Origin of the sequence: Rhodopirellula bahusiensis (assembly GCF_002727185.1) — a bacterium.
GTDB lineage: Bacteria > Planctomycetota > Planctomycetia > Pirellulales > Pirellulaceae > Rhodopirellula > Rhodopirellula bahusiensis.
The window spans coordinates 481,182-505,781 of sequence record NZ_NIZW01000002.1 but is presented as its reverse complement, the minus strand read 5'-3'; the positions used below and the strand labels follow the sequence as shown (position 1 = coordinate 505,781).

Annotated in this window: 13 protein-coding genes; 5 read left to right on the top strand and 8 right to left on the bottom strand. The window is 57.7% G+C overall.

All coding sequences use genetic code 11. From position 1 onward, the window contains the following. Window positions 1–150 precede the first annotated feature (150 nt). The 4 genes from CEE69_RS04565 to CEE69_RS04550 form a co-directional block, all read right to left on the bottom strand. Entirely contained in the window at window positions 151–1,050 is a 900-nt protein-coding gene (locus CEE69_RS04565; protein WP_099259527.1) for a ParA family protein, read from the bottom strand. Window positions 1,051–1,262: 212 nt separating this feature from the next. Continuing rightward, window positions 1,263–1,934, bottom strand: a complete 672-nt coding sequence (locus tag CEE69_RS04560; RefSeq protein ID WP_099259526.1) for a TIGR04283 family arsenosugar biosynthesis glycosyltransferase — start codon at window positions 1,932–1,934, stop codon at window positions 1,263–1,265. Next, window positions 1,934–3,226, bottom strand: coding sequence for an LptF/LptG family permease (locus CEE69_RS04555; protein ID WP_099259525.1), 1,293 nt, complete (start codon window positions 3,224–3,226; stop codon window positions 1,934–1,936). Before CEE69_RS04555 ends, CEE69_RS04560 begins: the two co-directional genes overlap by 1 nt. Before the next feature lie 219 nt (window positions 3,227–3,445). Next, a complete protein-coding gene (locus CEE69_RS04550) occupies window positions 3,446–3,988 on the bottom strand; it encodes a hypothetical protein (RefSeq protein ID WP_099259524.1) in 543 nt (180 codons plus the stop codon). A gap of 310 nt (window positions 3,989–4,298) precedes the next feature. On the opposite strand from CEE69_RS04550, the gene CEE69_RS04545 reads away from it, so the two are divergent. The 4 genes from CEE69_RS04545 to CEE69_RS04525 all read left to right on the top strand — a co-directional run bounded on the left by CEE69_RS04545 (window position 4,299) and on the right by CEE69_RS04525 (window position 13,807). Further along, window positions 4,299–5,645, top strand: coding sequence for a hypothetical protein (locus CEE69_RS04545; protein WP_199169788.1), 1,347 nt, complete (start codon window positions 4,299–4,301; stop codon window positions 5,643–5,645). A 358-nt stretch (window positions 5,646–6,003) separates the two neighbouring features. Beyond that, a complete protein-coding gene (locus CEE69_RS04535; protein WP_099259522.1) occupies window positions 6,004–6,654 on the top strand; it encodes a hypothetical protein in 651 nt (216 codons plus the stop codon). Window positions 6,655–6,941: 287 nt separating this feature from the next. Further along, window positions 6,942–12,281, top strand: a complete 5,340-nt coding sequence (locus tag CEE69_RS04530; RefSeq protein ID WP_099259521.1) for a DUF1549 domain-containing protein — start codon at window positions 6,942–6,944, stop codon at window positions 12,279–12,281. Window positions 12,282–12,310: 29 nt separating this feature from the next. After that, window positions 12,311–13,807 (top strand): DUF1501 domain-containing protein, encoded by a 1,497-nt coding sequence (locus CEE69_RS04525; protein ID WP_099259520.1) that lies wholly within the window; start codon window positions 12,311–12,313, stop codon window positions 13,805–13,807. A gap of 664 nt (window positions 13,808–14,471) precedes the next feature. Here CEE69_RS04525 and CEE69_RS04520 read toward each other — a convergent pair. From CEE69_RS04520 to CEE69_RS04510, 3 genes are all read right to left on the bottom strand, one after another. Then, the gene (locus CEE69_RS04520) at window positions 14,472–16,016 is read right to left on the bottom strand and encodes a polyamine aminopropyltransferase (protein WP_099259519.1); all 1,545 of its coding nucleotides are present in this window, start codon (window positions 16,014–16,016) and stop codon (window positions 14,472–14,474) included. Window positions 16,017–16,040: 24 nt separating this feature from the next. Further along, the gene (gene acnA, locus CEE69_RS04515) at window positions 16,041–18,746 is read right to left on the bottom strand and encodes an aconitate hydratase AcnA (RefSeq protein WP_099259518.1); all 2,706 of its coding nucleotides are present in this window, start codon (window positions 18,744–18,746) and stop codon (window positions 16,041–16,043) included. 85 nt (window positions 18,747–18,831) lie between these two features. Continuing rightward, on the bottom strand, window positions 18,832–20,235 hold the full coding sequence (locus tag CEE69_RS04510) for an MATE family efflux transporter (protein WP_099259517.1): 1,404 nt from the start codon (window positions 20,233–20,235) through the stop codon (window positions 18,832–18,834). Between the two features lie 240 nt (window positions 20,236–20,475). Here CEE69_RS04510 and CEE69_RS04505 point away from each other — a divergent pair, with 240 nt between their 5' ends. Continuing rightward, the gene (locus CEE69_RS04505; protein WP_099259516.1) at window positions 20,476–21,888 is read left to right on the top strand and encodes a hypothetical protein; all 1,413 of its coding nucleotides are present in this window, start codon (window positions 20,476–20,478) and stop codon (window positions 21,886–21,888) included. A gap of 303 nt (window positions 21,889–22,191) precedes the next feature. Here CEE69_RS04505 and CEE69_RS04500 read toward each other — a convergent pair whose 3' ends face one another. Next, on the bottom strand, window positions 22,192–24,534 hold the full coding sequence (locus CEE69_RS04500; protein ID WP_099259515.1) for an AMP-binding protein: 2,343 nt from the start codon (window positions 24,532–24,534) through the stop codon (window positions 22,192–22,194). Window positions 24,535–24,600: the final 66 nt, after the last annotated feature.

The window sequence follows — 24,600 nt, the reverse complement described above, 5'->3', positions numbered from 1 at the left end:
ATTACTGGCACAACGCGTGTCATCTGCTTGTGCCAATGGCCCATCGCCCGGCTTCCCGGTGGGACATACCTGGCCAGCGGGCGATCGAACACCATTGGCTGATGTTCGGAATTTGCCAACGCTACGCCGGCCATCGATGTGACATCAACTTCAAAGACAGATCAGCTCTTCCTGTCGGTTGCTGACGGGTACATCCAAGTTACGAAGTCGGGAAATGATTTCGCCGCACAGCTCTCGGTAGCGGGCTGCGAATTGGCGTCCGTACTTGGCATCGCAGTTCGGTAGCGGTTTGCTCAGTTCGCGCGGGTCAACGGCCCGGGCCAATTGAGCCGCGTTGGGGATAACGGATTCGAATGGTGTTGGTAGCATCGAATACGGTTCCGCAACCATTGCACGGTGCAGAGGTGTTTGTTGACGATACAACGTCCATAGTGTGCCGAGCGTGTCGACGCGAAAGCGTTTGAGCCGATCGACCAGGTTCGCTGAGCCACGCACCGACAATTGATCTGGGATCGATGGAATCACGCAGCCATCCGCGATCCGCAAGAACATTTTGACTTGCATCGCGATGCTCGGCGGGCAATCGACGATCACAAAGTCATACAGTTCGTTGAGCCACTTCTTCGCACCAGGCATTTGCTTCTTGATCTGTGTGAACAACTCTCGCTCGGTTTGGAACAAACCCGCACGACGCTTGGAGCGGAAGGCGTTGCTGTAAAAGTCATCGATCCGAAACGAACACGGGATCACATCCAAGAAGTCGTGCACGGTCGCGACATTGGATGTCTGTTCCGAGATGAACGATCGAAGGTCATCGACCTCAAAATCCGGATCGCACATATCCAAGAAGACATCGTGAAGCGTGCGTTTGCGGTTCTCGCACTGAAGCATTCTCTTCTCGCCCAGCAACAACTCGCCCGCCATGCTTTGGTGATCCGCATCGATTACCAAAGTCTTGAACCCTTCCTCCGCCAATGTCTCTGCGATTGCGACTGTCGACGCGGTTTTTCCAACTCCGCCTTTGAGATTGATCATCAAGAGTACAGGCATGGGCTTTCAGTGGGTTGAAGGATTTGGATGCTTTCAGCGATCACCACACCCGAGAGGGGAGCAGATCCACTCAAGAATTCATCACAAACTCACGCATGCTCAAATCGAGCAGGCTAGAAACCCATGAATTGGCTGCAGATGGCCGCAGACTTCGCCCATCCCGGCCAAAGCTTGCGGCACCTTTATCCCGCGTCATCGGATCAAACGTTCAATCAGGCGTCGTAGATCCGCCGCAATTCATCCGGTGACGCACCCCTGGCAAATGCTCGTTGAATCCGCCAATTCAGCAACGTCTGGCGGATGACGCCGCGTTGCTGCCATCGCCGTGGGTCAACCGCTACCGGCCCAGCCAACAGAGTCGCGGGCGTCTGCTTGCGAAGCTCCGCCGAGAGCATCACATCTTCCATCAGTCCAACCGCGGCGAAACCACCGACTCGCTCGTACAACTCGCGATGAACAAAGATCGCTTGGTCGCCGAAGAGGTTCGACCGGACTCGTGCCCGCCAGGCGTTTCCCCATTCGAGCAATCGATATCGAAAACCACCCGCCTCAATTCTCTGACGAAACCCACCCCACTCCGGCCAGTCAGCCTCGCGAATTTGCTCCAGGGCATCGACTGGCAAACGATTGTCAGCGTGCAGGAACAACAGCAGATCGCCGGTCGCTTGTTCGGCTGCCGCTCGCAACTGCACGCCGCGACCTGAAGGAGAACGCAACCAACGCACGCGGGGTTCGTTCATGGCATCGATGATGGCGATGGTTTCGTCTTGGCTTCCACCATCGCTCACGATGACTTCCGCGGCACCGCATTGCAAAGCGGAGGATACACACGCCTCGATATTGGCCGCTTCATTCCAAGTCGGAACGATGACGCTGAGCTTCATTAGACCGTCTGGACATGACGCAGACGTGAATAAGCCAGCGGTCCGATGATCAACAACGGGATCCAAGCGGCGATGCCGGGCGTGATCAAGTTGGTGCTTCCGCCCAGTGTGCTCGCGATGGTCTTTAAAGCAAAGAATCCGATGATCAAACCCACCGCGGATCCGATCAACACAAACAGTTTGCGGCCGCGGCGGTTGACCACCATTGGCAGCACCAACAAAATCAGAGCGAAGTCCAACGGAGCTCTGATGATGCGTTCGTGGGTTGTGGTTCGCAGTGCCATGCTGCTGTGGACGGCTGGGTTGCGAACTCGGCCAGCCAATTCCATCACGGATGCGAGCTTCGTCGCAGTGTCTTGCGTTTGCAGCATGTTGGGGTGGATGCTGGTAACGACGAAGCACTCTGTCGGCCCCAACCAAGGTTGATCCGCTGGCGTCAGAATCACCAAGTCTTCTCTCGACGCAAGGCCCACCGAGGGGACATCGCCAAGTTGCTCGGGACGCCGAACTCCACGCAGCAAATACCCTGTTATGTCTGGCATGCCAGTTCGGCCCGCCAGATCAGTCCAGCTGGTTCGCTTGCCATCGACACCCGATGCCGCTTCGTCGATCGAAGCCAACTGCGATGAAGCCGTCGTCGATTGTGGTTGCTCGGTCGGGCCCATTTCGGATCGCCATTCCGCCATCGCCACTGGGTCCCACCAGATCGCTTCGCGGGCCAGCAACACGTCGCCGAACCCAGCGTACTCGCTGTAGAGTCGAAAGTTCGGACGCGAGATGACTCGCCCGAGCGTTCGCAATTTGTCACCTTCGATCAAAATCCCGGACGACTGATCGTAAGTCGGCATCACGGCTTGTTCGATGTCACCGGACAGGTTCTTGGCTTTCATCGTCAACGAGTCGCGAAAACGGGGGATCACCCATTCGCGGTTGGCGAGCTGCACCGAAATGATGACCAGCGATGCGATCACCATCGGACGAAGAATGCGTCCGTGGGAAACTCCGGCGGACAACGTCGCGGTCAGCTCTCCGGTTCTGCGAAGCCATCCCGCGGTGAACAAGAACGCCATCAGCGTGATGATCGTGCCAGTCATGTCGAAGAGCAGCAGCAAATACGGCCCGTAGAACTTGGCCAGCACCAGCGGCAACGAATCGCCCACTTTTGACTGGGCGATCAAATCGTCCATCGCCGTGAAGGCGTGAAACACGATGAAGATGCCCGCCAACGACAAAAAGCACACACAAACGGTGCGCAAAAAGAGGATCAGGACGTAGCGATCGATCTGGGTCACGATGCGGCGAACAGGGCTTTTGAGAGCGAGACTTCGAAAAGTAGGGTGGACGTGGGAAAACGGATTTCTCCCATCCCACTTCACCATCGCAGCCAACCCATCCACGCCTCAAGATCAATCGGCGGTGGCTAGATTTGTAGCACGGTGGTCTCTACCGTGAGTTTGCGCTCGGCTGGCTGGGAGGCCCCAGCCAGCTACGATTTGGTTGCGATGGTTGGATCAGTCGACCAGTTGGGCGCCGGGGGGCAGTGGGTCGGCGTGGATGATCACGTCGCCTTGCGAGTCAACTCGATTCGATCGGTAGGATCGAGGTGCGAACGAGTCGCTTTGGATGGCTCCGCCGTATCCATCGGTGGGATAGCCGCTGCCGGGGACGATGGTTTCGCCGTAGCCGAGCGTGCCGCTGCCGAGATACGGGTCGACCGAGCCTTCGTAGTAACCTGGCATGCTGGCACTGTACTCGCTGCCGCAACCATCGCCGACGTAGGCCTGCGTCGTTGGGCAAGTCGTGCAGGTTCCGGCCGAGGCTTGGGGTGCTGCATAAGGAACGTAGGCAGGTGCGGGAGCGTACACAGGTTGCTGTGGAATGACCGCGGGTGCCGCGACGGCGGGCCCACGATTGAACAAACCACATGAACCAGTGTTGCAACCACCAGCGGCGGGTGCCGGTGGCGGAGCGAATGGGTTGACGGCGCGACCAACGGCACCGACGCGATTGCAAAGACCACAGTTTGCACCGCGGCCGAAGAAGAAGTTTCTCATTCCTGAACAGCCGGTCGAGGTAACGGTGACCGTCACGATCGTCAGGAGCGTTAGAGTTCGGATAGACATCAGAGTTTCCTTGACTGGCAAAGCAGGCGGATCGGGCAAGGTGGACCTAACGGACAAACCGAGCCTAAACGTTGGCCTTGGCATCAAGACCACTCAAAAGTAGGACGCTCTGCGTGTTGTGCAAACGCAACACGCTAATTTTGGGCAACAATTTGTTGACAAAACGCCACATCCCACCTTCAGAAGGGCTGTGGTAGCTTGGACGCCCCGCACGATTCATACGACCCATTTGATTGTTCGCATGATGCAGCTCCCTCACCCCAACGACCGCAAGTCGCTGATGACCAACCTCATCAACGGCCGATCATCCGGTTCCCTTTCCTGTCCCACCGCCAGACGAAGTGTGCTGCCGCATGCAATCGTTTCCGTGCGGTCCAGCATCGCACTGGGCATCACGCTGTGCATTGCGTTCGCGGTGCAAGCGACGATCGCTAATGCGGGTCAGCCGCTGTTGCTCGATTCGACTGGGTTCTCCAAGCCGCTCGCATTGCCCGCATCCAGCGATTGGACTTCCACCGAAACCATCGCGGCAACAGAAGTTGCTGAGCTGGAACGAGCCGAAGAGATTGAGCGGAACGCGGAGAACGAACTGGGCGATTCCGAAACGTTTGTCTCCAGCAAGTCGATCGCCCCGACGTTTCAACCGTCCTCGATGATTCCATCGAACTCCTTCGCGATTCCGTCGCCATCCAGTCTGCAGCAATGCTTGACCAGCGATCGCTACTGGTTGATTAGCACGCGGCACATCACCAGCTCTGCTTGCCGAGCCAACCTGCAGAATCCTAACTTTCGCATCTCACGCCTGGATCGCTGCGGACGAATCACGCCATCCAGTCTCGATGAATACCTCGGGACGTTCGCGCCGAATCGCCCGCGAGTGATTTATGTGCACGGCAACCGACGCTCCGCTTCGCTGGCCATCGAACGCGGGATGGGCGTTGCTCGCGAATTGGAATCCAATCGTTGTGGGCACTTGCCGATGGATTTTGTGATTTGGAGTTGGCAGAGCGATCGCGAAACGTTTGCGATCTCCGACGCGCGGATCAAAGCGGAACGCACCGATGCCCAAGGTTTGTACCTGGCTTGGTTGTTGCGTCGTCATGTCGAAGCCGCCCAGCCAACTTCGCTGATTGGCTTCAGTTTCGGTGGCCGGATCGTCACCGGCAGCCTGCATGCATTGGCGGGTGGCGCGATCGGACGCCGACGATTGAATGAAGAGCCCGTGTTGGCAGCCAACTTGGACGTCGGGTTGCTCGCCCCGGCCATCCAGAGCGATTGGTTGACACCTCATGGGTACCACCGTCTCGCGACGCAGAACATGAATCGCCTGGTGCTGCTGTACAACCGCCGCGACGCGATTCTCAAGAACTACTGGTTGCTGTCACGAATCCGTGGCACGTCGGCGCTCGGATACACCGGCCCAACCCGTTTCGCGGCTCGCTATGACGGTTCGCCACTGCCGGTGCGTTCGCGGGACTGCTCACCCACCGTCGGCAAGGCTCACTCGGAAGTGGATTACTACGAGCGGTCGTGTTACGCCGGTCGAGAAATGGCATCGTTGCTGGCCAGCAGCCTGCAAATCGATTGACGGGCCGTCTCGAAAAGCGGTGGCGATCGAGCTGCCAATCCAACCAGCCGCATCGCGTTGGCGTTCGGTTCGTCGCTGTTGCCCGTGGACAACGCACATCGGCTGTGCTGATGAATCCATGAAATATATTCAGTTGAAAGCTGCTGACGTTGCTTTCCCACTGATTGCGAAACTGGTCGGTGAACTTGCCGCAAGCCGGACAGATTGACTGAGCCGAGAAGATTGCCTGTTGGTTGCGACGCGCGAAAGTGCGAACGCGTTGTACCGAACCGATCGATCACGACGATTCGAAGGATGTCGCGAAGGATGTGCGACGTTTACTTCGTTCGGTTTCGCAGGATGCAGTGCCGCCAGTCATATGAAAGTCACCCCACTTCACACGTCGATTCCCGTTTTGTTGGTCGTGATGTTGGCTGGTTGGGCCAGCAACGAGTGCCGAGCCGATTGGCCATTTCCGTTGTTGCGGCCTGACGGAGCTCAACGGATCGATGTGATCGGGCCCGTCGGCAGCCGGATGCCGGAATCGTATCGCCGCCAATACAACCGGCCGACTTATATGGGTGGCAAGACGGCAGCGTTCATCGCTCCGTCCAGCCAAGAAGCACGGGCGTGGCAGCGAGCCGATGCGTTAGGACTGTACGACAACAACGGAATCAAAGGCGCGGTGCACGGCAAGCACTGCCCGCCTGAACGAGTCGAGCAACATTACTTCTATCCCAAACCCTGGGAAGTTTTGACGGTCGGCCCGCGTCGTTCGGTCGCCACCGACCCCAACGACGCTGATCGGTACCAGGAACCAGTGTTGATGACCGAAGTCGCACAAGAATTGGAAAAAGCCGAGACGCTGCACCGTCCTTCACCCGACGAATTGGAAGCGATCACGCCGGAACTTCCTGAACCCGTGCAAGACCCAGCCGCCGACGCATTGGACTTGAACGACCAATCGTCCGTCCCCGCGATCCGCGAGCCTGTCTTTGTGGCTCCCGTCAGCGGTTTGATTCATCGATAAGCCGGAAGAAAAGCAGCATCTGTTGTCGGAGCGTCAACACCACACATTGGACAATCCAGCGTTCGCCCTGGTTGTACGCGGGAACAGTGGCGTTTGCCAAAATAGCCGGGAAGCCGATGCCACTTTTTCGGACAAATCCCGCGTCCGCTTTCCTTGACCAACGGGCCAACCGTCAGTAATCTGTGGTTATGCGGGGATCCACCCCGTTCCCGCCTGCCACCCCCACACGGCTACCAAATCGGTTTCTCCCCGAGATCGATTCGGATCGGCGATGATTTTTCGTCCCCTTGCAGTTGCTTGGAAGGAAATTCGTCGTGACAGATATTTCGTTGGTCTCGTTGTCCATTCGGACACCGCGATCCCCACTTCCCCACCTAGCCGTCGTGGGACTTTTCTTTTTCTCTGCCATCGGCGCCCCACCGATCTTGGCAGAGGACGAACCCGATGCGACCGAAATTGCCCCTTCGGTCGCGGGTTCGAAATTAGATGCTGATTCAAAAACGATCAGCTATCACGACGACGTCCTGCCGATCTTGCGAGCCAACTGCTTCGGGTGCCACCAAGGTGCCAAGCAACTCGGCGAATACGTCATGACCGACTTCTCCGGGATGTTGAGCGGCGGCGAAAGCGGTGACGCGGCGATCGTTCCCGGTGATTCCGAGTCGAGTAATTTGGTTTCGTTGATCACGTCGCACGATGGCGTCGCGGAGATGCCCAAGGCTCCTCGGAAACCGTTGCACGAAACGGAAGTCGACACGATTCGGCGATGGATCGACCAAGGTGCGAAGAACGACTCACCCGAGTCCGCCGGACCACGTTTTGATGCGGACCATCCGCCCGTCTACGCCGGTGCGCCAACCTTGCCATCGATGGACCTCTCGCCCAACGAGACCTCGCTCGCGGTCGCCGGCTACCACGAGATCTGCCTGATCGATCCGAAGACCAGCGAAATGCAATCGCGTTTGGTTGGAATGTCGCCTCGCATCAACTCCGTCCGTTTCTCACCGGACGGTTCACGCATCGCCGCGGCAGGTGGCACGCCCGGCGAACTGGGTGAACTTCAGATTTGGAACGCATCCACCGGCGAACTGGAACTGTCTCGCCTGATCACTTACGACACCATCACCGGTTTGTCATGGTCGCCCGACGGAACCAAGATCGCCATCGGAGCCAACGACAACACCGTGCGAGCGCTCGACGCATCGACGGGCGAACAAGTCTTGTTCCAAGGTGCCCATGAGGACTGGATTCGTGACACGGTGTTCACGCCCGATGGAAAGCACCTGGTTTCCGTCGCTCGCGACATGACTTGCAAGTTGACCGAAGTCGAAACGGAACGCTTCATCGACAACGTGACTTCGATCACCCCCGGTGCCTTGTCCGGCGGCCTTTCCAGCGTCGCAATGCATCCGACTCGCGATGAGATCGTTGTCGGTGGTGCCGATGGCGTGACCAAGGTCTACCGAGTCTTCCGACAAACGAAACGTCAAATCGGTGACGATGCGAATTTGATCCGAAACCTGCCGCGTCTCAACGGTCGCATCCGCCAAGTCGTTGTGAATTCCACGGGAACGCACATCGCCGCCGTTGCCACGATCGATGGCCATTCGGAACTGCGAGTTTGGAAGTACGACTTCACCGGCGAATTGACTGATCTGCTGAAAACGATCCTCGGCAAACGAGTCGCCAATCGATCCAGAAACGGAAAGAAAGTCGTCGACGAAGCAGTCAATGCCCCCGTCACACAAACGCTCCATTTTGAATTGCCCAACGCCGCGGCCTACGCAATCGAACTTGCTGACGACGGAAGTGTGTATGTCTCCGCCAACGATGGCCAGATCCGTCACCTTGATCCAACCGGCAAACTCGTTCGAACGTTTCACGCGGTGCCGCAGTCTTTAGCGGAAGGGCGCGAGCCCTCCGGTTCCACTGCACCGGGCGGCTTGCGCCACTCCGCCAAGGGCGAAGGTCCTAGCGGGACCGATCGCGAGCTGGACTTCACATCCACCGCCAAAACTGACGATTTACCTTCCGAATCGCCGGTCAATTCGTCGGAACTGGTCGAACTTTCCGTCGTCCCCGAATCCATCTCGCTGACGTCACCTTACGACTACGTGCAACTGGTCGCGATCGGGACGCTCGCCGATGGTTCCACCGTCGACGTCACGCGGCAAATCGAGATCACCGGATCCGAAGACTACGTGGCGTCACCGAGCGGGTTGATTCGACCGCAACACGATGCGACTGGAGAAGTCACGGTCAAACTCAGATCGCACCAACACACGCTGCCGATCGAGATCACCGGTCAAGGCGATGCCTCCGTCGACTTCATTCGCGACGTCAATCCGGTCCTTTCTCGCTTGGGTTGCAATCAAGGAACCTGCCACGGAGCCCAGAAGGGGAAGAACGGATTCCGGCTGTCGCTTCGCGGTTACGATCCGATCTTCGACATCCGAGCCCTGACGGATGACTTGGCCGCGCGACGCATCAACCCGTCCGCTCCCGACGACTCAATGATGCTCCGCAAACCGCTGGGCATCACGCCTCACGAAGGCGGAACGCTGATGAAGAAGGGCGATCCCTATCACGCGGTGCTGCATCGCTGGATCGCCGACGGTTCGAAACTCGATTTGGAAACTCCCCGCGTCTCATCGTTGGAAGTGTTTCCCAAGAACCCGGTGGTTCAATCCACCGACGCTCACCAACAAGTCCGCATCGTCGCGACCTACGCCAACGGCGATTCGCGTGATGTCACGCAAGAGGCATTCGTCAGCTCTGGTAACACCGAAGTCGCCACCGCCGAAGCCGGTGGCATGCTCAGTGCCGTTCGCCGCGGGGAAGCTCCCGTGCTGGCTCGATTCGAAGGTGCCTACGCTGCAACGACGCTGACCGTGATGGGCGATCGTTCCGGGTATGAACAAGCGAATGTGGAAACCTGGGGCCGAATCGACGAAATGGTCGCTCAGAAATGGGACCGAATGAAGATCGTCCCCAGCGAAGTCGCGGACGACGCGACCTTCCTGCGTCGCTTGCACTTGGACCTGACCGGGTTGCCCCCATCCAGCCAAACCGTTCGCGAATTCCTGGCGGATGAAACGCCCAGCAAACTCAAACGCCAAGCCGTCATCGATCGCTTGATCGGCAACGAAGACTTTGTCGAATACTGGACGAACAAGTGGGCCGATCTGCTGCAGGTCAACCGAAAGTTCCTCGGTGTCGAAGGCACCAAACTTTATCGCGATTGGATTCGAAAGGCGGTCGAAGAGAATCGCCCTTATGACGAATTCGCCTATCAAATCCTGACGGCATCCGGTTCCAACCAAACCAATCCCGCTGCGTCGTACTACAAAGTCCTCCGGACCCCCGAGGACACGATGGAAAACACGACGCATTTGTTCCTGGGAATCCGCTTCAATTGCAACAAGTGCCACGACCATCCGTTCGAACGCTGGACCCAAGACCAGTACTACGAACTTGCCGCCTACTTCGCAAAAGTCGACCGGAAGAAGGATCCCAAATCGGGCAACAAAAAGATCGGCGGCACGGCGGTCGAAGGTGCGACACCGCTGTTCGAGATCATCGCCGACTCGGCTGACTCGGAAGTCCAGCACGCTCGCACCGGTGAAGATGTTGTGCCTTCGTTCCCTTATGAATTGGCCGGCAATGCCGTCCCTGAACCTGCTCAACATCAGACACAAGTCGCTCAACCCAACGATCAAACGTTGGTTTCAAGTTCCAGCGATTCACCGACGCGGCGGGAAGAACTCGCCGAGTGGATGACAGATCCGACCAACCCCTACTTTGCTCGTTCCTACGTCAATCGCGTTTGGGGATACATGACCGGCGTCGGCCTGATCGAACCAATCGACGACATTCGAGCCGGCAACCCGCCGACCAACCCGCAATTGCTGGACTACCTCACCGACGAGTTCATCGGTTCCAATTTTGACACCCGTCACTTAATGCGGTTGATCGTCAGTTCGCGAACTTATCAGTTGTCGGTCCAGTCCAACGAATGGAACGAAGATGACCATCTGAACTACTCCCACGCGACTCCTCGACGATTGCCCGCCGAAGTCATCTACGACGCGGTGCATTCGCTGACGGGTGCGACCAGCCAAATCCCGGGCATGCCCGCGGGCACACGAGCCGCCGCCGCGACCGACTCCGGCGTCGCACTGACCGATGGCTTCCTAGCCAACCTCGGCCGCCCCGTTCGCGAAACCGCTTGTGAATGCGAACGTGGCACCGACTTGCAACTTGGACCAGTGATGGCGTTGATTAGCGGCCCAACGATCGGAACCGCCATCAGTGACCCCAAGAACGAACTCGAAAAAATCGTCGCCGAAAACTCGACCGACGAAGCCGTCACCGAAGAGATCTTTTTGCGAGCACTCGGCCGTTATCCGTCCGAACAAGAACGAGCCGCATTTGCATCGATTCATTCGCAAATCGGCGGGGATCATGAAACGCTGGTCAAACGATTGGCCGACGCAGAAGCCGCTTGGACGGAACGCTTTCCCAAATTGGAAGCGAGCCGCAAGGAGATGCTGACCAAGCTCGCCGACGACATCGCCGCTCGCCGAACTGCGATTGCTGATGAACGAGCGAAGATGGAAGCGGAGCGTCAACAGAAGATCGAAGACGCTGCGAAAAAGCTCGCCGAACAAGAAGCCCGTCTGCCTGAACTGGTTGATAAATTTTTGGCCGATAAGAAGGCCGATACCGAATGGCACCCACTGACTCCCACCTCACTGTCCGCCTCCAACCAAGCGACGTTGACCGTCCAACCCGACCGCAGCGTTCTGGCCAGCGGAAAGCAGGGCAATGGATCCTATATCGTCGAGTTTGAAACTCATCTGACCGGCATCACGGGATTCCGTGTCGAAGCGTTGACCGACCCAAGCCTGCCACAAAACGGCCCCGGCCGAGCGGGCAACTTTGTGGTCACCGAGATTACTGTCAAAGCGGGTTCGGACCTGGAAGCGAAGCCGAAAGATTTGCCAGCCGTCAAAATTGCTCGTGCCTCGGCGGACTTCTTGCAGAACGGTTTCAAAATCGAAAACACCTTCGATGGAAACGCTGGCAACCAATCGGCGTGGGCGGTCTCCGGTGCCAACGGACACGAACACTGGGCCACGTTCCAATTCGCCAAACCAATCGCATCCGAAGGCAAAACCCGCCTGCGTTTTGAATTGGCCCAGAACCACAACGCGAAGGAACATCAACTGGGTCGCTTCCGGATCAGCGTGACCACGGCCGAAGGCGAAATCCCACTGGGACTCTCCGAAACCTTTGCCGCCGCAGAGCGAACGCCCGCCGAACAACGCGGCGAGGCACTCGCGAAAACGATCAATCAGTACATCTCGACCATCAGTCCTGAATTGAAGGCGACTCGCGACGCGGTGAACACGGCCAAACGTCCGCTGCCGCAAGACGAGCAGATTGCCTCACTCGAGAAACGGCGCAAACGCTTTGAGACCGAAACGCCGGTTGATCCTGCTCTGATTGAATTGCGAGCCAACGTGGAACGGTCCAAGACGCAACTCGCCAGCATCCGCCTCACCGCGGCGGAAGACTTGGTCTGGGCTCTCGTCAATTCGCCCGCCTTCTTGTTCAACCACTGATTCGTTCGCCACCAACCTTCGAGAAAACAATGTTGTCTTTCAAAGGCCCGCGTGCCAAAGATCTCTGCGACCCTCACTTGGGCGAAACCAGGCGTGCGTTCTTGCGAGTCGGCGGCGCATCGTTGTTCGGATTGTCACTGCCAACAATCATGCAGTTGCAATCGAACCAGACCAAAGCTGCGGAGGCCAGTGGCGGTGCCAACGTGCACCACGGCGGCGGCCCCGGTTGGGGCAAAGCCAAGTCGATCATCATGGTCTACTTGCAAGGCGGCCCGAGTCACTTGGATCTGTGGGACCCAAAGGAAGACGTCCCCGACAACGTCAAAAGTCAGTTCAAGCCAATCTCGACCAAGATCCCCGGCGTCAAATTCACCGAGAACCTTCCGCGACTTTCTCAAGTCAACGACAAGTTCACGATGATCCGTTCGATGTCATACACGCCCAACGGTTTGTTCAACCACACCGCGGCGATCTACCAAATGATGACGGGATACACGACCGACAAGGTCAGCCCTTCGGGACAGCTGGAGCCACCTTCGCCGAAGGACTTCCCCAACTTCGGCAGCAACATCGTCAAGATGAAACCGCTCGACGAGCCGATGTTGCCGTTTGTCATGCTGCCGCGACCACTGCAAGAATCCAACGTCGTCGGCAAAGGCGGCACGGCCGGGTTCCTGGGCAAAGCGTTCGATCCATACACGCTGTATCCGCCTGGCGATGACATGGACATGGACAAGCTTCAAAAAATCCGAACAGACGACTTGTCGCTTCGCGATGAAGTGTTCGATGTCCGCCTTCAGCGACGTGCCAATTTGCGTCAGGCACTCAACGAACAGATGCCGGTCATCAATCAGGCAGTCGAGAAATTCGAACTCGACCAGAACTACGATCGAGCCCTTTCTTTGATCCTGTCTGGTCGGGCCCGCGACGCTTTCCAATTGTCCGCGGAAGACGACGTTTTGCGTGACGCCTATGGACGCAATTCGTTTGGCCAAAGCTGCTTGCTCGCTCGTCGATTGGTCGAAGCCGGCACGCGAGTCGTGGAAGTGATCTGGCCCAAGGTCGCCAACAGCGACAACCATTCCTGGGACCATCACTCGGGGCTGTCCAAACGGATGAAAGACCAATCGGCTCCGATGCTCGACAATGGCTTGACGACGTTGATCGAGGACTTGGACCAACGCGGCATGTTGGAAGAGACCTTGGTCGTCGCCGTCGGCGAATTCGGTCGCAGCCCGCAACGAGGCGTCAGCACGTCTGGCAACAACAATTCCGATGATGGCCGCGATCACTGGCCATATTGCTACACCGCCGTTGTCGCTGGTGCCGGCATGAAACGAGGTTTCGTCTACGGCAAGAGCGACAAAACCGCCTCCGCCCCCGTCGACAACCCGGTCCATCCTGCCGAGTTGCTCGCCACCATCTACCACAGCTTCGGCATCGACCCGGAAACGATCGTCTACAACCACCTCAACCAACCCCGCGAGTTGGTCAAAGCACAGGCAGTGACGTCGCTGATGACCTGATCGGTTGGTTGCCGGATTCGCCAGAATTCGGACTTCCCCCAGAGCAGAACCGTTGTCCCCAACTGCTAGGAGGTCGAGCAGTTTTCTGGTGCGGCATTTTGTCGGGTTTTCACGCGGCGCACCTCTCCTGAAACGCAGTTTGGGGAGAGCGACGCCGTTCAGGCGTACGCGAGGTGAGGGCCGAGCATGGGAAACGGCGCGGGTTGCCCTCCCCAGGAAATCTCGCTGAACGCTCGCTTTCCGTCCCCTCCCAACTTCGGAGGTCGTGCAGTTTTATTTCACCCTCCCTTTGGGAGGGTCGGCCCGCTTCGGGCCGGGGAGGGTTACGCGCCGGATTCAATGCTGAGACCTCCCCTCGCTTCGCTCGACCCTCCCAAGGGGAGGGTGATGATAAACGCGTGGCAATACAACAATTTAAAAACTGCACGACCTCCTGCGCGGGCGGGGTTCTCAAGACGCTGCCGGCACAGCATTTAGATCTGCACGACCTTTTTGCGTGCGAGGTTGGCGAAGTCGAGACGCTCAGCGCGAATGGGGTGCAACTTCAACTTGAATCAACACGTCAATTCGGCTAGCAACCAGACACGACCGAGAGCGATGCCCGAGGGAACAATTGGGGACAATTGTTCTACTCTCGTAGGGACCGAATTCTTGGCGAATTCGGCTACTGGTTTTGGCCCCATTCTTCGTCGTACAAACGCACGAGGATCTGATCGTTCAGGCGATTGGGCGGGACGTCCTGTGGTTGTTGATCCGCGGGCAGATCAAAGAGGCTCGCCATCGTGGAAGGCGTGAGATATCGTAAACCAGTCATCTCCGGCGAAAGCTGGGGTGGCAGACGCCAATTCAAATCCGAGTCCGGATCCTGAGCAATCCGCGCCAAAGCAAACCCCCAGATCCCAAACGTCGGCACGGGTGCATGGTAGGGCGTGACGTCAAAGCCAGACGATTGCATCGTCCGCAGGATGCACCAGTAGGACTTTGGGGCAACCAGCGGCGAGGTGCACTGAATCGCCAATCCGGCGTCTTCCGTCATCCGTTCTCGAAGCAAATTGTAGAAACGCGACGAATACAGCTTCCCGATCGAGTAATTGCCTGGATCAGGAAAATCGATCACGACCGCGTCGAATTGCTCGTCGCCTTCTCCCACCCACAAAAAAGCGTCCCGATGGACCACCGTGACCCGGGCCATCTCCAAGGATCGTCCGTTCAGTTCCGCCAGCGGTTCAAACTGGGTCGCCAACCGCGTCATCGCCGGGTCCAAATCCACCAGCGTGACCGACTCAACATGGTCGTATCGTAGAATCTCGCGAACCGCTAAACCGTCACCGCCACCCAGCACCAAGACTCGACGTGCGTCCTCGCAAACGGACATGACCGGATGCACCAAAGCCTCGTGGTAGCGGTATTCGTCGACGCTGTTGAACTGCAAGTGACCATTCAGGTAGAGCTGGAAACCTTTGTCGTTGCGAGTCACCGCGATGCGTTGATAAGGCGAGGTGTCGGCGTAGACAATGCGGCCGCCCAGTGTGTTCTCTTCCGCGATGCTGGTGATCGAATCGGCTTTGATGAACCCGACGATCAGCAATCCAATCACCAAGAACGCTCGCCCTCGAAGACCATCCAAACCCTTCTTCGCAAGCAAAGGACGCAGCAAATACGTCCCCCAAAGCCCCACCAATGCGTTGAGCAAACCAAATACAATCGCGGTCCGGTTCAGCCCCAGCTTGGGCACCAAAAAGATCGGGAACAACAGCGAGGCGAAAAGGGCACCCAGATAGTCAAATGCGAGGACTCGTGAGATGAGTTCTTCGAACTCGAGATGCTCTTTCAGAATCCGCATCAACAGCGGAAGTTCCAAACCCACCAGCGTGCCGATCACGATCACGCTGCCAAAGAGCAGCCACTGGAACCACTCGATCATCGGGAAGGCGAGAAACAGAAGTGGCGTGGAAAAACCACCCAACAACGCGAGGGCCAACTCGACTTCGATAAACACTCGAGCGAGCTTGGAAGTCACGTACTGAGACAACCAAGCCCCAAATCCCAGCGCGGAGAGATAGACACCGATGATCAACGAGAACTGAGTGACCGAATCTCCCAGCAGGTAGCTCGCCAGCGTCCCCGCCAGCAGCTCGTAGATCAACCCGCACGTCGCAATGACGAGCACGTTGAGATACAGCAGATGCAGCGGGGCGCGATGGATCACTTGCTATTCAGCTCGACGCCAGAATCAACCGCGGAGGTTTCGTAGAACCGTCGGCAGGATGCCGCCGTTCTGGTAGTACTGCAATTCGACCGGGGTGTCGATGCGAACGCGGCACTCGAACTCGGTCTTTTTGCCATCCGCCGCTGTCGCGACGACGGTGATCAACGAACGAGGTTCCAGGTCGTTGGACAAGCCATCGAAGTCGTAGCTTTCTTCGCCGGTCAAACCGAGCGACTGCCACGAATTGCCGTCGGCAAACTCCAGTGGCAACACCCCCATCCCGACCAAGTTGCTGCGGTGAATACGTTCGAAGCTGGCCGAGATGACGGCTTTGACGCCCAACATCATCGTCCCCTTCGCAGCCCAGTCACGGCTGCTGCCGGTTCCGTATTCCTTGCCAGCCAACACGACCAATGGCACGTTGTCAGCTTGGTACTTCATGGACGCGTCGTAGATGCTCATCGTTTCGCCGGTTGGCAAGTAACGTGTCACACCGCCTTCGGTGCCCGGTGCCAACTGGTTGCGAATGCGAATGTTGGCGAACGTTCCACGCACCATCACTCGGTCGTTCCCGCGACGCGAACCGAACGAATTGAATTCGCGAATTGGCACTTCGTTTTCCTGCAGGTAACGTCCGGCAGGTCCGTCGGTCGCGATTGCTCCGGCAGGCGAAATGTGGTCAGTCGTGACCGAATCGCCGAGAAGTGCCAGCACTTTGGCTCCCTTGATCGGAGCAATGTCCGGCACGGCTTCCGCGGTGACGCTGTCCAAGAATGGTGGGTGGTGGATGTAAGTGCTCTTTTCGTCCCACGGGTAGAGGGCTCCGCCGGCCGCTTCAATTGCGTTCCACATGTCGTTGCCCGACACGGCGGCTTCATATTCGTTGGTGAACATTTCGGGTTGGATGCAAGACGCGATCGTGTCGCGAATTTCATCGGCCGATGGCCACACGTCCTTCAAGAACACTTCATCGCCGTTGGTGTCTTTGCCGAGTGGTTCAGTGTTCAGGTCAATGTCCGTCGTTCCGGCCAAAGCGTACGCGACGACCAACGGTGGGCTGGCCAAATAGTTGGCCTTCGTCAGCGGATTGACGCGGCCTTCGAAGTTTCGGTTGCCGGAGAGGACCGCCGAAGCGATCAAGTCGCCTTCTTGAATTGCCGCTGCAACGGGTTCCGGCAAAGGCCCCGAGTTGCCGATGCAAGTCGTGCAGCCGTAGCCAACCGTGTTGAAACCGAGCTTGTCGAGCGACTCGGACAAACCAGCTTTGTTCAAGTAATCCGTCACGACTCGCGAACCAGGAGCCAGCGACGTTTTCACGTGTGACGGGACCGTCAAACCACGCTCGGCAGCCTTCTTGGCCAACAATCCGGCACCAACCATCACCGATGGGTTGGACGTGTTCGTGCACGAAGTGATGGCGGCGATTACGACAGCACCGTGTGTGATATCGGAGCTGGCACCGTTGTTCGAAACGTGCCCGGTACGGCTGAGTGCTTCAGGAGCAAGTCCAAATCCGGATGCACCAACGGGAGCCGTCAACGACTCGTTGAACGCCTTTTTCATCGTCGCGAGCGGCACACGGTCTTGCGGACGTTTTGGACCGGCCAAGCTGGGTTCGACCGTCGACAAATCAAGCGAAACGGTCTTGGTGTAGTTCAGCGTCGGGCCGTCATCCAAACGGAACAGTCCCTGTTCTTTGCAGTAACGTTCGACCAGTTCAACGTTCTCTTTGCTTCGTCCGGTTTGACGCATGTAATGCAGCGTCAAATCATCGACGGGGAAGAATCCCATCGTGGCACCGTACTCGGGCGCCATGTTGGCGATCGTGGCTCGGTCAGCAACGCTCATTGCGTTCATGCCCGTTCCAAAGAACTCCACAAACTTCCCGACAACGCCTTCGGCACGCAGGATCTCGACGACTCGCAACACCATGTCGGTCGCGGTTGCACCCGAAGGCAATTCGCCGGTCAGCTCGAAACCGATGACTTCTGGCATCAACATGTAGAGCGGTTGGCCAAGCATGTTGGCTTCGGCTTCGATGCCGCCGACTCCCCAGCCCAACACGCCCAAACCGTTGATCATGGTCGTGTGCGAGTCCGTGCCGACCAAGGTGTCGGGCATCGCCACGGGGCCTTGTTCGTCTTTGCCCATCGCGACGACGCGAGCGAGGTATTCCAAGTTGACTTGGTGAACAATCCCAACGTTGGGCGGAACCACGCCGAAGTTATCAAACGCTTGTTGTCCCCAGCGGAGGAACTCGTAACGCTCTTTGTTGCGTTCGAATTCACGCTCGACGTTTTGCACGAGCGCTCCGTCGCTGCCGAAGAAGTCGACTTGCACGGAGTGGTCGATCACCAGGTCAACGGGGATCAACGGATTGATTTTGTTCGGGTCGCCACCAATTCGTTCCATGGCAGAACGCATCGCAGCTAAGTCGACGACGGCGGGAACACCCGTGAAATCTTGCAGTACAACGCGGTAAGGTTTGAACGGCACTTCGTGAGGAGCCACCGCTTTCGCGTCCCAGCCGGCGAGATTCTTGACGTCGTCTTCACTGATTTGAAAACCGTCGCAATTTCGCAACACGGCTTCCAACAGCACGCGAATCGAAAACGGCAAGCGGTCGATCTGCCCCAAGCCTCGTTTCTGGAGGGCCTCCAAGCGATACATCGCTGCAGAGCCGGATCCGGTTTCAAATTGTTCGCGTGCGCCGAAGATATCCGCAGTCACTGCATGTTTCCTGTTGTCGAATTGCCGAATAGTGCTGAGCGGCCAACAGTTTAGCAATGCGTCTCGGAAAACCGTAGTGGTGGAATCAAACCATCCGCATCCGTTGCCATCTGCCTTGCAAAAAACGTCCGGCCATGACGATTGCGAGGGTGCAGACCCAACCCGTAATCACCCACCACCACCAATCCAACGCCGCTAAGGCCGCCGCTTGGCCGTCCGGGTCTTGGAAACGGGCCGCGACAGGTTGCCACACCGCACCCACAATCACTGCCCCAAACGACACCGCCAGCCCAGCCAACAACACGAACCAGGTATCGCCCGCCCCGCGAAGTGCTCCCGCCAAAATCAATTGTGTCGCGTCCAGAATCACGTAGATCGCAACGAAGCCCAAAAGTTTTTCGGCGATCTCAAACGCAACCTCGCTGTCCACTCCCGTTGGCGACAAGGAATACAGAGCGATCAAGCCGCCGGGCGTGAACACATACGCGACCGCCCAGGCCAACGAGTAGGCCCAACCAACGATCAAGGCTGCAATCACACAGCGGATCGCGGGCCCCGGCCCAGTCCGAATGAGATGTTGGCCGACCAGAACGGATGCAGCGATCGACATTCCGACCAAGGGGATGAACGCGATCATGTTGAAGTTGATCGCCATCGTGGTGGCTTGCAGTGGGACGTCGCCGAGTCGACCAATTTGCAAAACGATGACGGTGAAGCCTCCCGCTTCGGTGACGTACATCAACCCGGCCGGCAAACCAAAGTAGATCAACCGCTTCATCATTCGACGGTTGATTCGAATGCCACGCAAAATGCCATAGCGTTCTCGCTCGACGGGTTTCATCAGCAATACCGCGTAACAAACCGCTTTGAACCAAAACGACAGCGTGCTGGCGATCGCAGCTCCCGCGATGCCCAGTTCCATGAACCGCAAACCAGTCTCGGGATCGGGCGAACCAACGCCAAAGATCAACAAGACGTCCAACAACAAGTTCAGCACACCGGACGCGAGCGACACCAGCATGATCGTGCGAGTCCGGTGCGTTCCGCTGTAGAAACCTGAGAGAGCCGTTTGCAACACTTCACCCGCACCCCCCCACATCAAGATGCGGAAGTAAGCGGCCTGCATCGGAATCAGATGCTCGGGCTGGTCCGTGAACTGAAACAGAGACTCACCAAAACTTCCCACCAAAATGAAAAACGGCAGCGTCGCGAGTGCGAACCAAGTCGACTGCCACAGCAGCTGGCCGACTCGCTTGGGTTGGTCCGCACCGATGTACTGGCTGATGATCGCACTGGTCATCGACGCGATGCCAACGAATACACAAACGGACACCCAGAACAGGTTGCCGGCCGCCATCGCCGCACCCATCTGAGAAGGCTCGTGCCACAGCAACAGCGTTCGATCGACGAACAAAACCAGCGAAAACATGCCGGTGCTGACCATCAACGGAACCGCAACGCGAAGAACTTCCTTGAGCGCGGAGATCATGAGGGGGATGATTCGGTGGGAGTGAATTTTCGTCAGGAAGCGGCAGCAAAGTAGAACCGTTGTCGCTCAGTGATCCGGGAAGAAATGGTGCCGGATTCGCCAAGAATTCGAAAGAGGCGACACCAAGTCCGGTTCCCAGTCGAGCGAAGTTGCAAATCCGGGCGAATGAGAGCACGAACGCTTGGAATGAGGCAATGAGGACTCATCGCGTTCAACCGCCGTCAGGTTAAGCTAATTCGCATGAAACACTTCGCTCTGATAACGCTGGCCGCCTTTGTCATCTTGATGGGGACATGTTGGACGACCAATCGGTTCGCACCCCATTTGGTTCCTGACTCCCCCAGCTACACCGAATACTCATTCAGCTCTGCCGAAGCCGTCGCCACTCAAATCCGAACGCCGGGCTACCCGGTGATCGTGCGGCTCACAAAAAAGCTGGCGAACGAGAACGCGATGCAAGCGTTGGTCGTTCTTCACATCGCTCTGCAATCCATCGCGGTCGGCTGGCCGGCAGTCGAACTGGCGGCCTGGAATTTCTCGCGTCGAACGGTCGTCGTTGCGTGCTGTGCCTTCGCAATCGGTTGCACGTTCTGGGATCACGTCAACACGATCGCAACCGACGCTCCCGCGATGTCGTTGGCCGCCATGATCGGAATCGGGCTGCTGCGAGTCTGGCGAACTGGTTTGACGCCACGTCGGTGCGTCGTCTTGGGCACGATGACGGTGCTGGTCATTGCAATCCGTCCTGCCTATTTGTTTCTGATCCCCTGGTTGATGCTCAGCGTTTTCGTGCGTCCGGGCGTCACGTTTTCTCGACGTTGGGTCGAAGCGATCGGAATTGGAGCGTTGCCCGTGATCGCGTTGCTTGGTTGGTGCACGTTTCGATGGGTGACAGTCGATGACTTCGGCGTGCTTCCCTTTGGTCACCAGAACATGGCCGCCGTGACGACTCAGTTGCTCGACGCAGAAGAACTCGAGGCCTTGCCCGACCAACTGGGCGAACTCGGAAAAGAGATCGCCGATCGCCGCATCGAGATGGCAGCCGGTGACCGCGTCGCCGCTGATGGATTGGATCTCCGTCGGATCGCCGATGCGGCCCCGCGAGCGGACTCGTACACGACCATTGAAAATCGCTGGGACGCGATGACCTACATGGTTGTGATCCCAGCCGCGGAAGCTGTCGCGAAGCGGACTCCGGAAGTTTCCGACAAGTCACCTGGATTGCAACGAGTCGAGCAACACCGAATGCTTGCAGAACTCGATAGCACGATCGTTCGGGGCTATCCCCTTCGCTATCTGCGTTGGATTGCGTTGGCGATCCGGCGTGGCGTGTGGGGATCGGTGGCCGACATGCTGATGCATCCGATCTTTTTTGTCGTCACCATGGGGCTGGCCGTCGCCGCCTGTGTTGCATCGATCCGATTCAATCCAATGAAGACGACCGATTCACTTCGCGAGCATGCATCCAACCGCGCCGGACTGGCAACATTGACTTGGTTGGCACTCAGCTACTGGCTGTTCAAGATCGCGTTTGTGTCGCTCACCAGCCCGCCGATCGGACGCTTCTCCGACGCCGCCGCCATGTGGTTGCCCGTTTGGATCGCCGTCATGCTGGCCAGTCAAATCCGCCAAAAACCACACCCCAACCCGTAGGCCAGGTTCCACCTGGCAAGGTGAAACGCGGGATCACACCGGACTCGCTGAACGCTCAACAACGACCGCGTCATGTGGCACGACAACAGACACCACGCACGCAAACATTTGGGGACAAATGTTCTACTCTGTCGATGCCCACCGTAGGCCAGGTTCCACCTGGCGATCGTCGCGTTCCGGATCATTCGCCACATCGACAGCATTCCAAACAGCGAACGAGCCCCCAACACGGTCGCCATGTGGGACATGGCCTACATGGTGGTGCATCTAGCGGACAGACAAGGTGAGAGGCGGAGTCTCACTTTAAGAATCGTTTTCGATTTCGCTCAGCAAGGCTTCCAGTTCTTCCGGCGATAAATCGGACGCTTCGATGTCCGATTGAATGTCGCCGCCCGTGCCATCGAATTCATCTACGGCAGCGTCGTGTTCGGGACCACCCGCCAACGTTTCCGCCAAGTAAGCCGCCAACCGCGATGAGGTCGGGTAGTTGAATGCCAACACAGGTGTCAACTCAATCCCCAACCAATCTTCCAGCTCGCTGCTCAGTTCGACTGCGGTCAACGAATCCATGCCAGTTTCCGCGAATGGGGTCTCTGGCGTCAGCGAAGTGTTTCGTACGGGACGTTCACCATCTTCATGGATCTGCTCGCCACTGTGTCCTGACAACCAAGCCAGCAACCACGCCGTGATTTGTTCGGTTGCTTCGGGAATCTCTTCTCGAGTCACGCGGGTCGGCAACTCCGGCAGCGCCACCGATTCCGAATCGTCGATGAACCGATTGCGAGACCATTGGTAACGGGCCGCTAGCTCGCCGCCTTCGATCATTGCCCGGCACTGCTGACGCTGGACTTTGCCGCTGGTCGTCAGCGGGATCCCGCCGGGACGTGTGATCAACACTTGACGGGCGTCGACTTCGTGATCATCGATGATCGCACGTCGAATGTGACGCACAATGTCGGGCAATTCTTCTGAATCAACGTGCCGCGAAACTTCGGCGGCAACCGTCAACGCATCGCCGGTTCGCCCGGTCGTGGCAACGGCCGCGCATTGCAACACGTTGGCTTGCAACAAACCTTTGACCGTCGCTTCGATGTCTTGCGGGAACAAGTTTCGACCACGCAAAATCACGACATCTTTGCTGCGTCCGGTGACGTAGATTTCGCCGTCGTGAACGAAGCCAAGGTCGCCAGTTCGCAAGAACTTCTCTGACGAATCCCCGTCGGCTAACGTTGCACCAAACACTTCCGCGTTGACTTCTTCGCGTTTCCAGTATCCCGACGCGATGGAAGGACCGGCCAACCAGATTTCGCCGATCTCGCCGTCTGGTTGTTCTTGTTTCGTTGCCTCGTCCACCACCAACACGGTCATCGCGTGAGCGGCGTTTCCTGAACTCACCAATTGACGAACATTGGCATCTTCTGACATCGGATCAGCCACGTCTTCGGCTGACGTACGATTGAGCGACGTGTGCCGAATGACACTTGCCCGGCCGTGAGTCAATTCATCTCTGTCGACGTCCAACAGGCTGGGTGCATGCCCGGACCGGCAACTGGCTGCCATCAACGTTGCTTCGGCCAATCCGTAACAAGGGCAGAACGTTTCGCCACCAAACCCAGCGTCGGAGAATCGATCCGTGAACTGCTGCAGCGTGTCAGCGATGATCGGTTCAGCACCACAAAACGCAAGTTTCCAACCACTCAGCTCAAGCGACTCCGCCTGCGCGGCATCCACTCGGTCCACGCACAATTGATACGCAAAGTTTGGAGCGCCGCTGATCGTCGCTTTGTAATCCGAGATCGCTCGCAACCAACGCATCGGCCGAGCCAAGAACGATCGCGGCGACATCAAGATCGCATGACCGCCGACGTACAACGGTTCCAAAATTCCGCCGATCAATCCCATGTCGTGGAACGGAGGCAACCAAAACAGACCGCGTTCAAAATCGTCACCGTCATCGTCCGACCACTCGATCCCGAATGCGTGCCGAATCGACTCCAAATTGCTCAGCAAATTCGCGTGCGAAACCATCACGCCCTTCGGATCACTCGTCGACCCACTGGTGTATTGCAACAGAGCTAAATCAGAGGCTTCGATCTCGTCGAGCGGCAAGTCATCAAAGGACTCTGGTGTGGACAAGTCGTCTTGAATCGATGCATCAGTCGCAACCTTCGGCAAAGCGGCCGTCTCTGGCGACACTCGGTGCGGATCAATCCCGGCAATGGTTTCTTGGTCGCTGATCAGAACCGATGGTCCGCAATCCGCCACCGAGGTGTCCAACCGTGGCATCGCGCGACCAGGTTTTGGATAGCTGGTCGGGACCGGAATCAAACGAGCCATCTCGCAGGCCATGAATCCGATCATGAATTCCAAGCCGGGCGGGAACAGCAACATCGCTCGATCGCCAGCCTTCACTCCCGTCTCTCGCAGCAATCGCGTTGCGACCGCACGGACACGCCGGTGCAATTCGGCGTAACTCAAAGTTTGGCCTTCGTCCGTCCCATCCAGCGATTCGTCAGTCAGAAACGTCAGCGCCGGACGATCGGGATTCCGCGCGGCACGATCAACGAGCAAATGAGCGAGCGATTTCCATCGCGTCTCATTGGGCTCGCGCGTCGTTGAATCAGCGATATCTGATTTGCGTAACATACGGTCTCAGGCGGTGGGCCGATCAGGTGGGCAACTCGAAAACTGTTTGGCTCGCCGGGGCAGGAT

Bases quoted from the DNA above. Each gene is read 5' to 3' on its own strand.
- CEE69_RS04565 (WP_099259527.1), bottom strand. From the start codon at position 1,050: ATGCCTGTACTCTTGATGATCAATCTCAAAGGCGGAGTTGGAAAAACC.
- CEE69_RS04560 (WP_099259526.1), bottom strand. From the start codon at position 1,934: ATGAAGCTCAGCGTCATCGTTCCGACTTGGAATGAAGCGGCCAATATC.
- CEE69_RS04535 (WP_099259522.1), top strand. From the start codon at position 6,004: ATGAAAGTCACCCCACTTCACACGTCGATTCCCGTTTTGTTGGTCGTG.
- CEE69_RS04525 (WP_099259520.1), top strand. From the start codon at position 12,311: ATGTTGTCTTTCAAAGGCCCGCGTGCCAAAGATCTCTGCGACCCTCAC.
- CEE69_RS04500 (WP_099259515.1), bottom strand. From the start codon at position 24,534: ATGTTACGCAAATCAGATATCGCTGATTCAACGACGCGCGAGCCCAAT.
- CEE69_RS04510 (WP_099259517.1), bottom strand. From the start codon at position 20,235: ATGATCTCCGCGCTCAAGGAAGTTCTTCGCGTTGCGGTTCCGTTGATG.
- CEE69_RS04545 (WP_199169788.1), top strand. From the start codon at position 4,299: ATGATGCAGCTCCCTCACCCCAACGACCGCAAGTCGCTGATGACCAAC.
- CEE69_RS04505 (WP_099259516.1), top strand. From the start codon at position 20,476: ATGAAACACTTCGCTCTGATAACGCTGGCCGCCTTTGTCATCTTGATG.
- CEE69_RS04550 (WP_099259524.1), bottom strand. From the start codon at position 3,988: ATGAGAAACTTCTTCTTCGGCCGCGGTGCAAACTGTGGTCTTTGCAAT.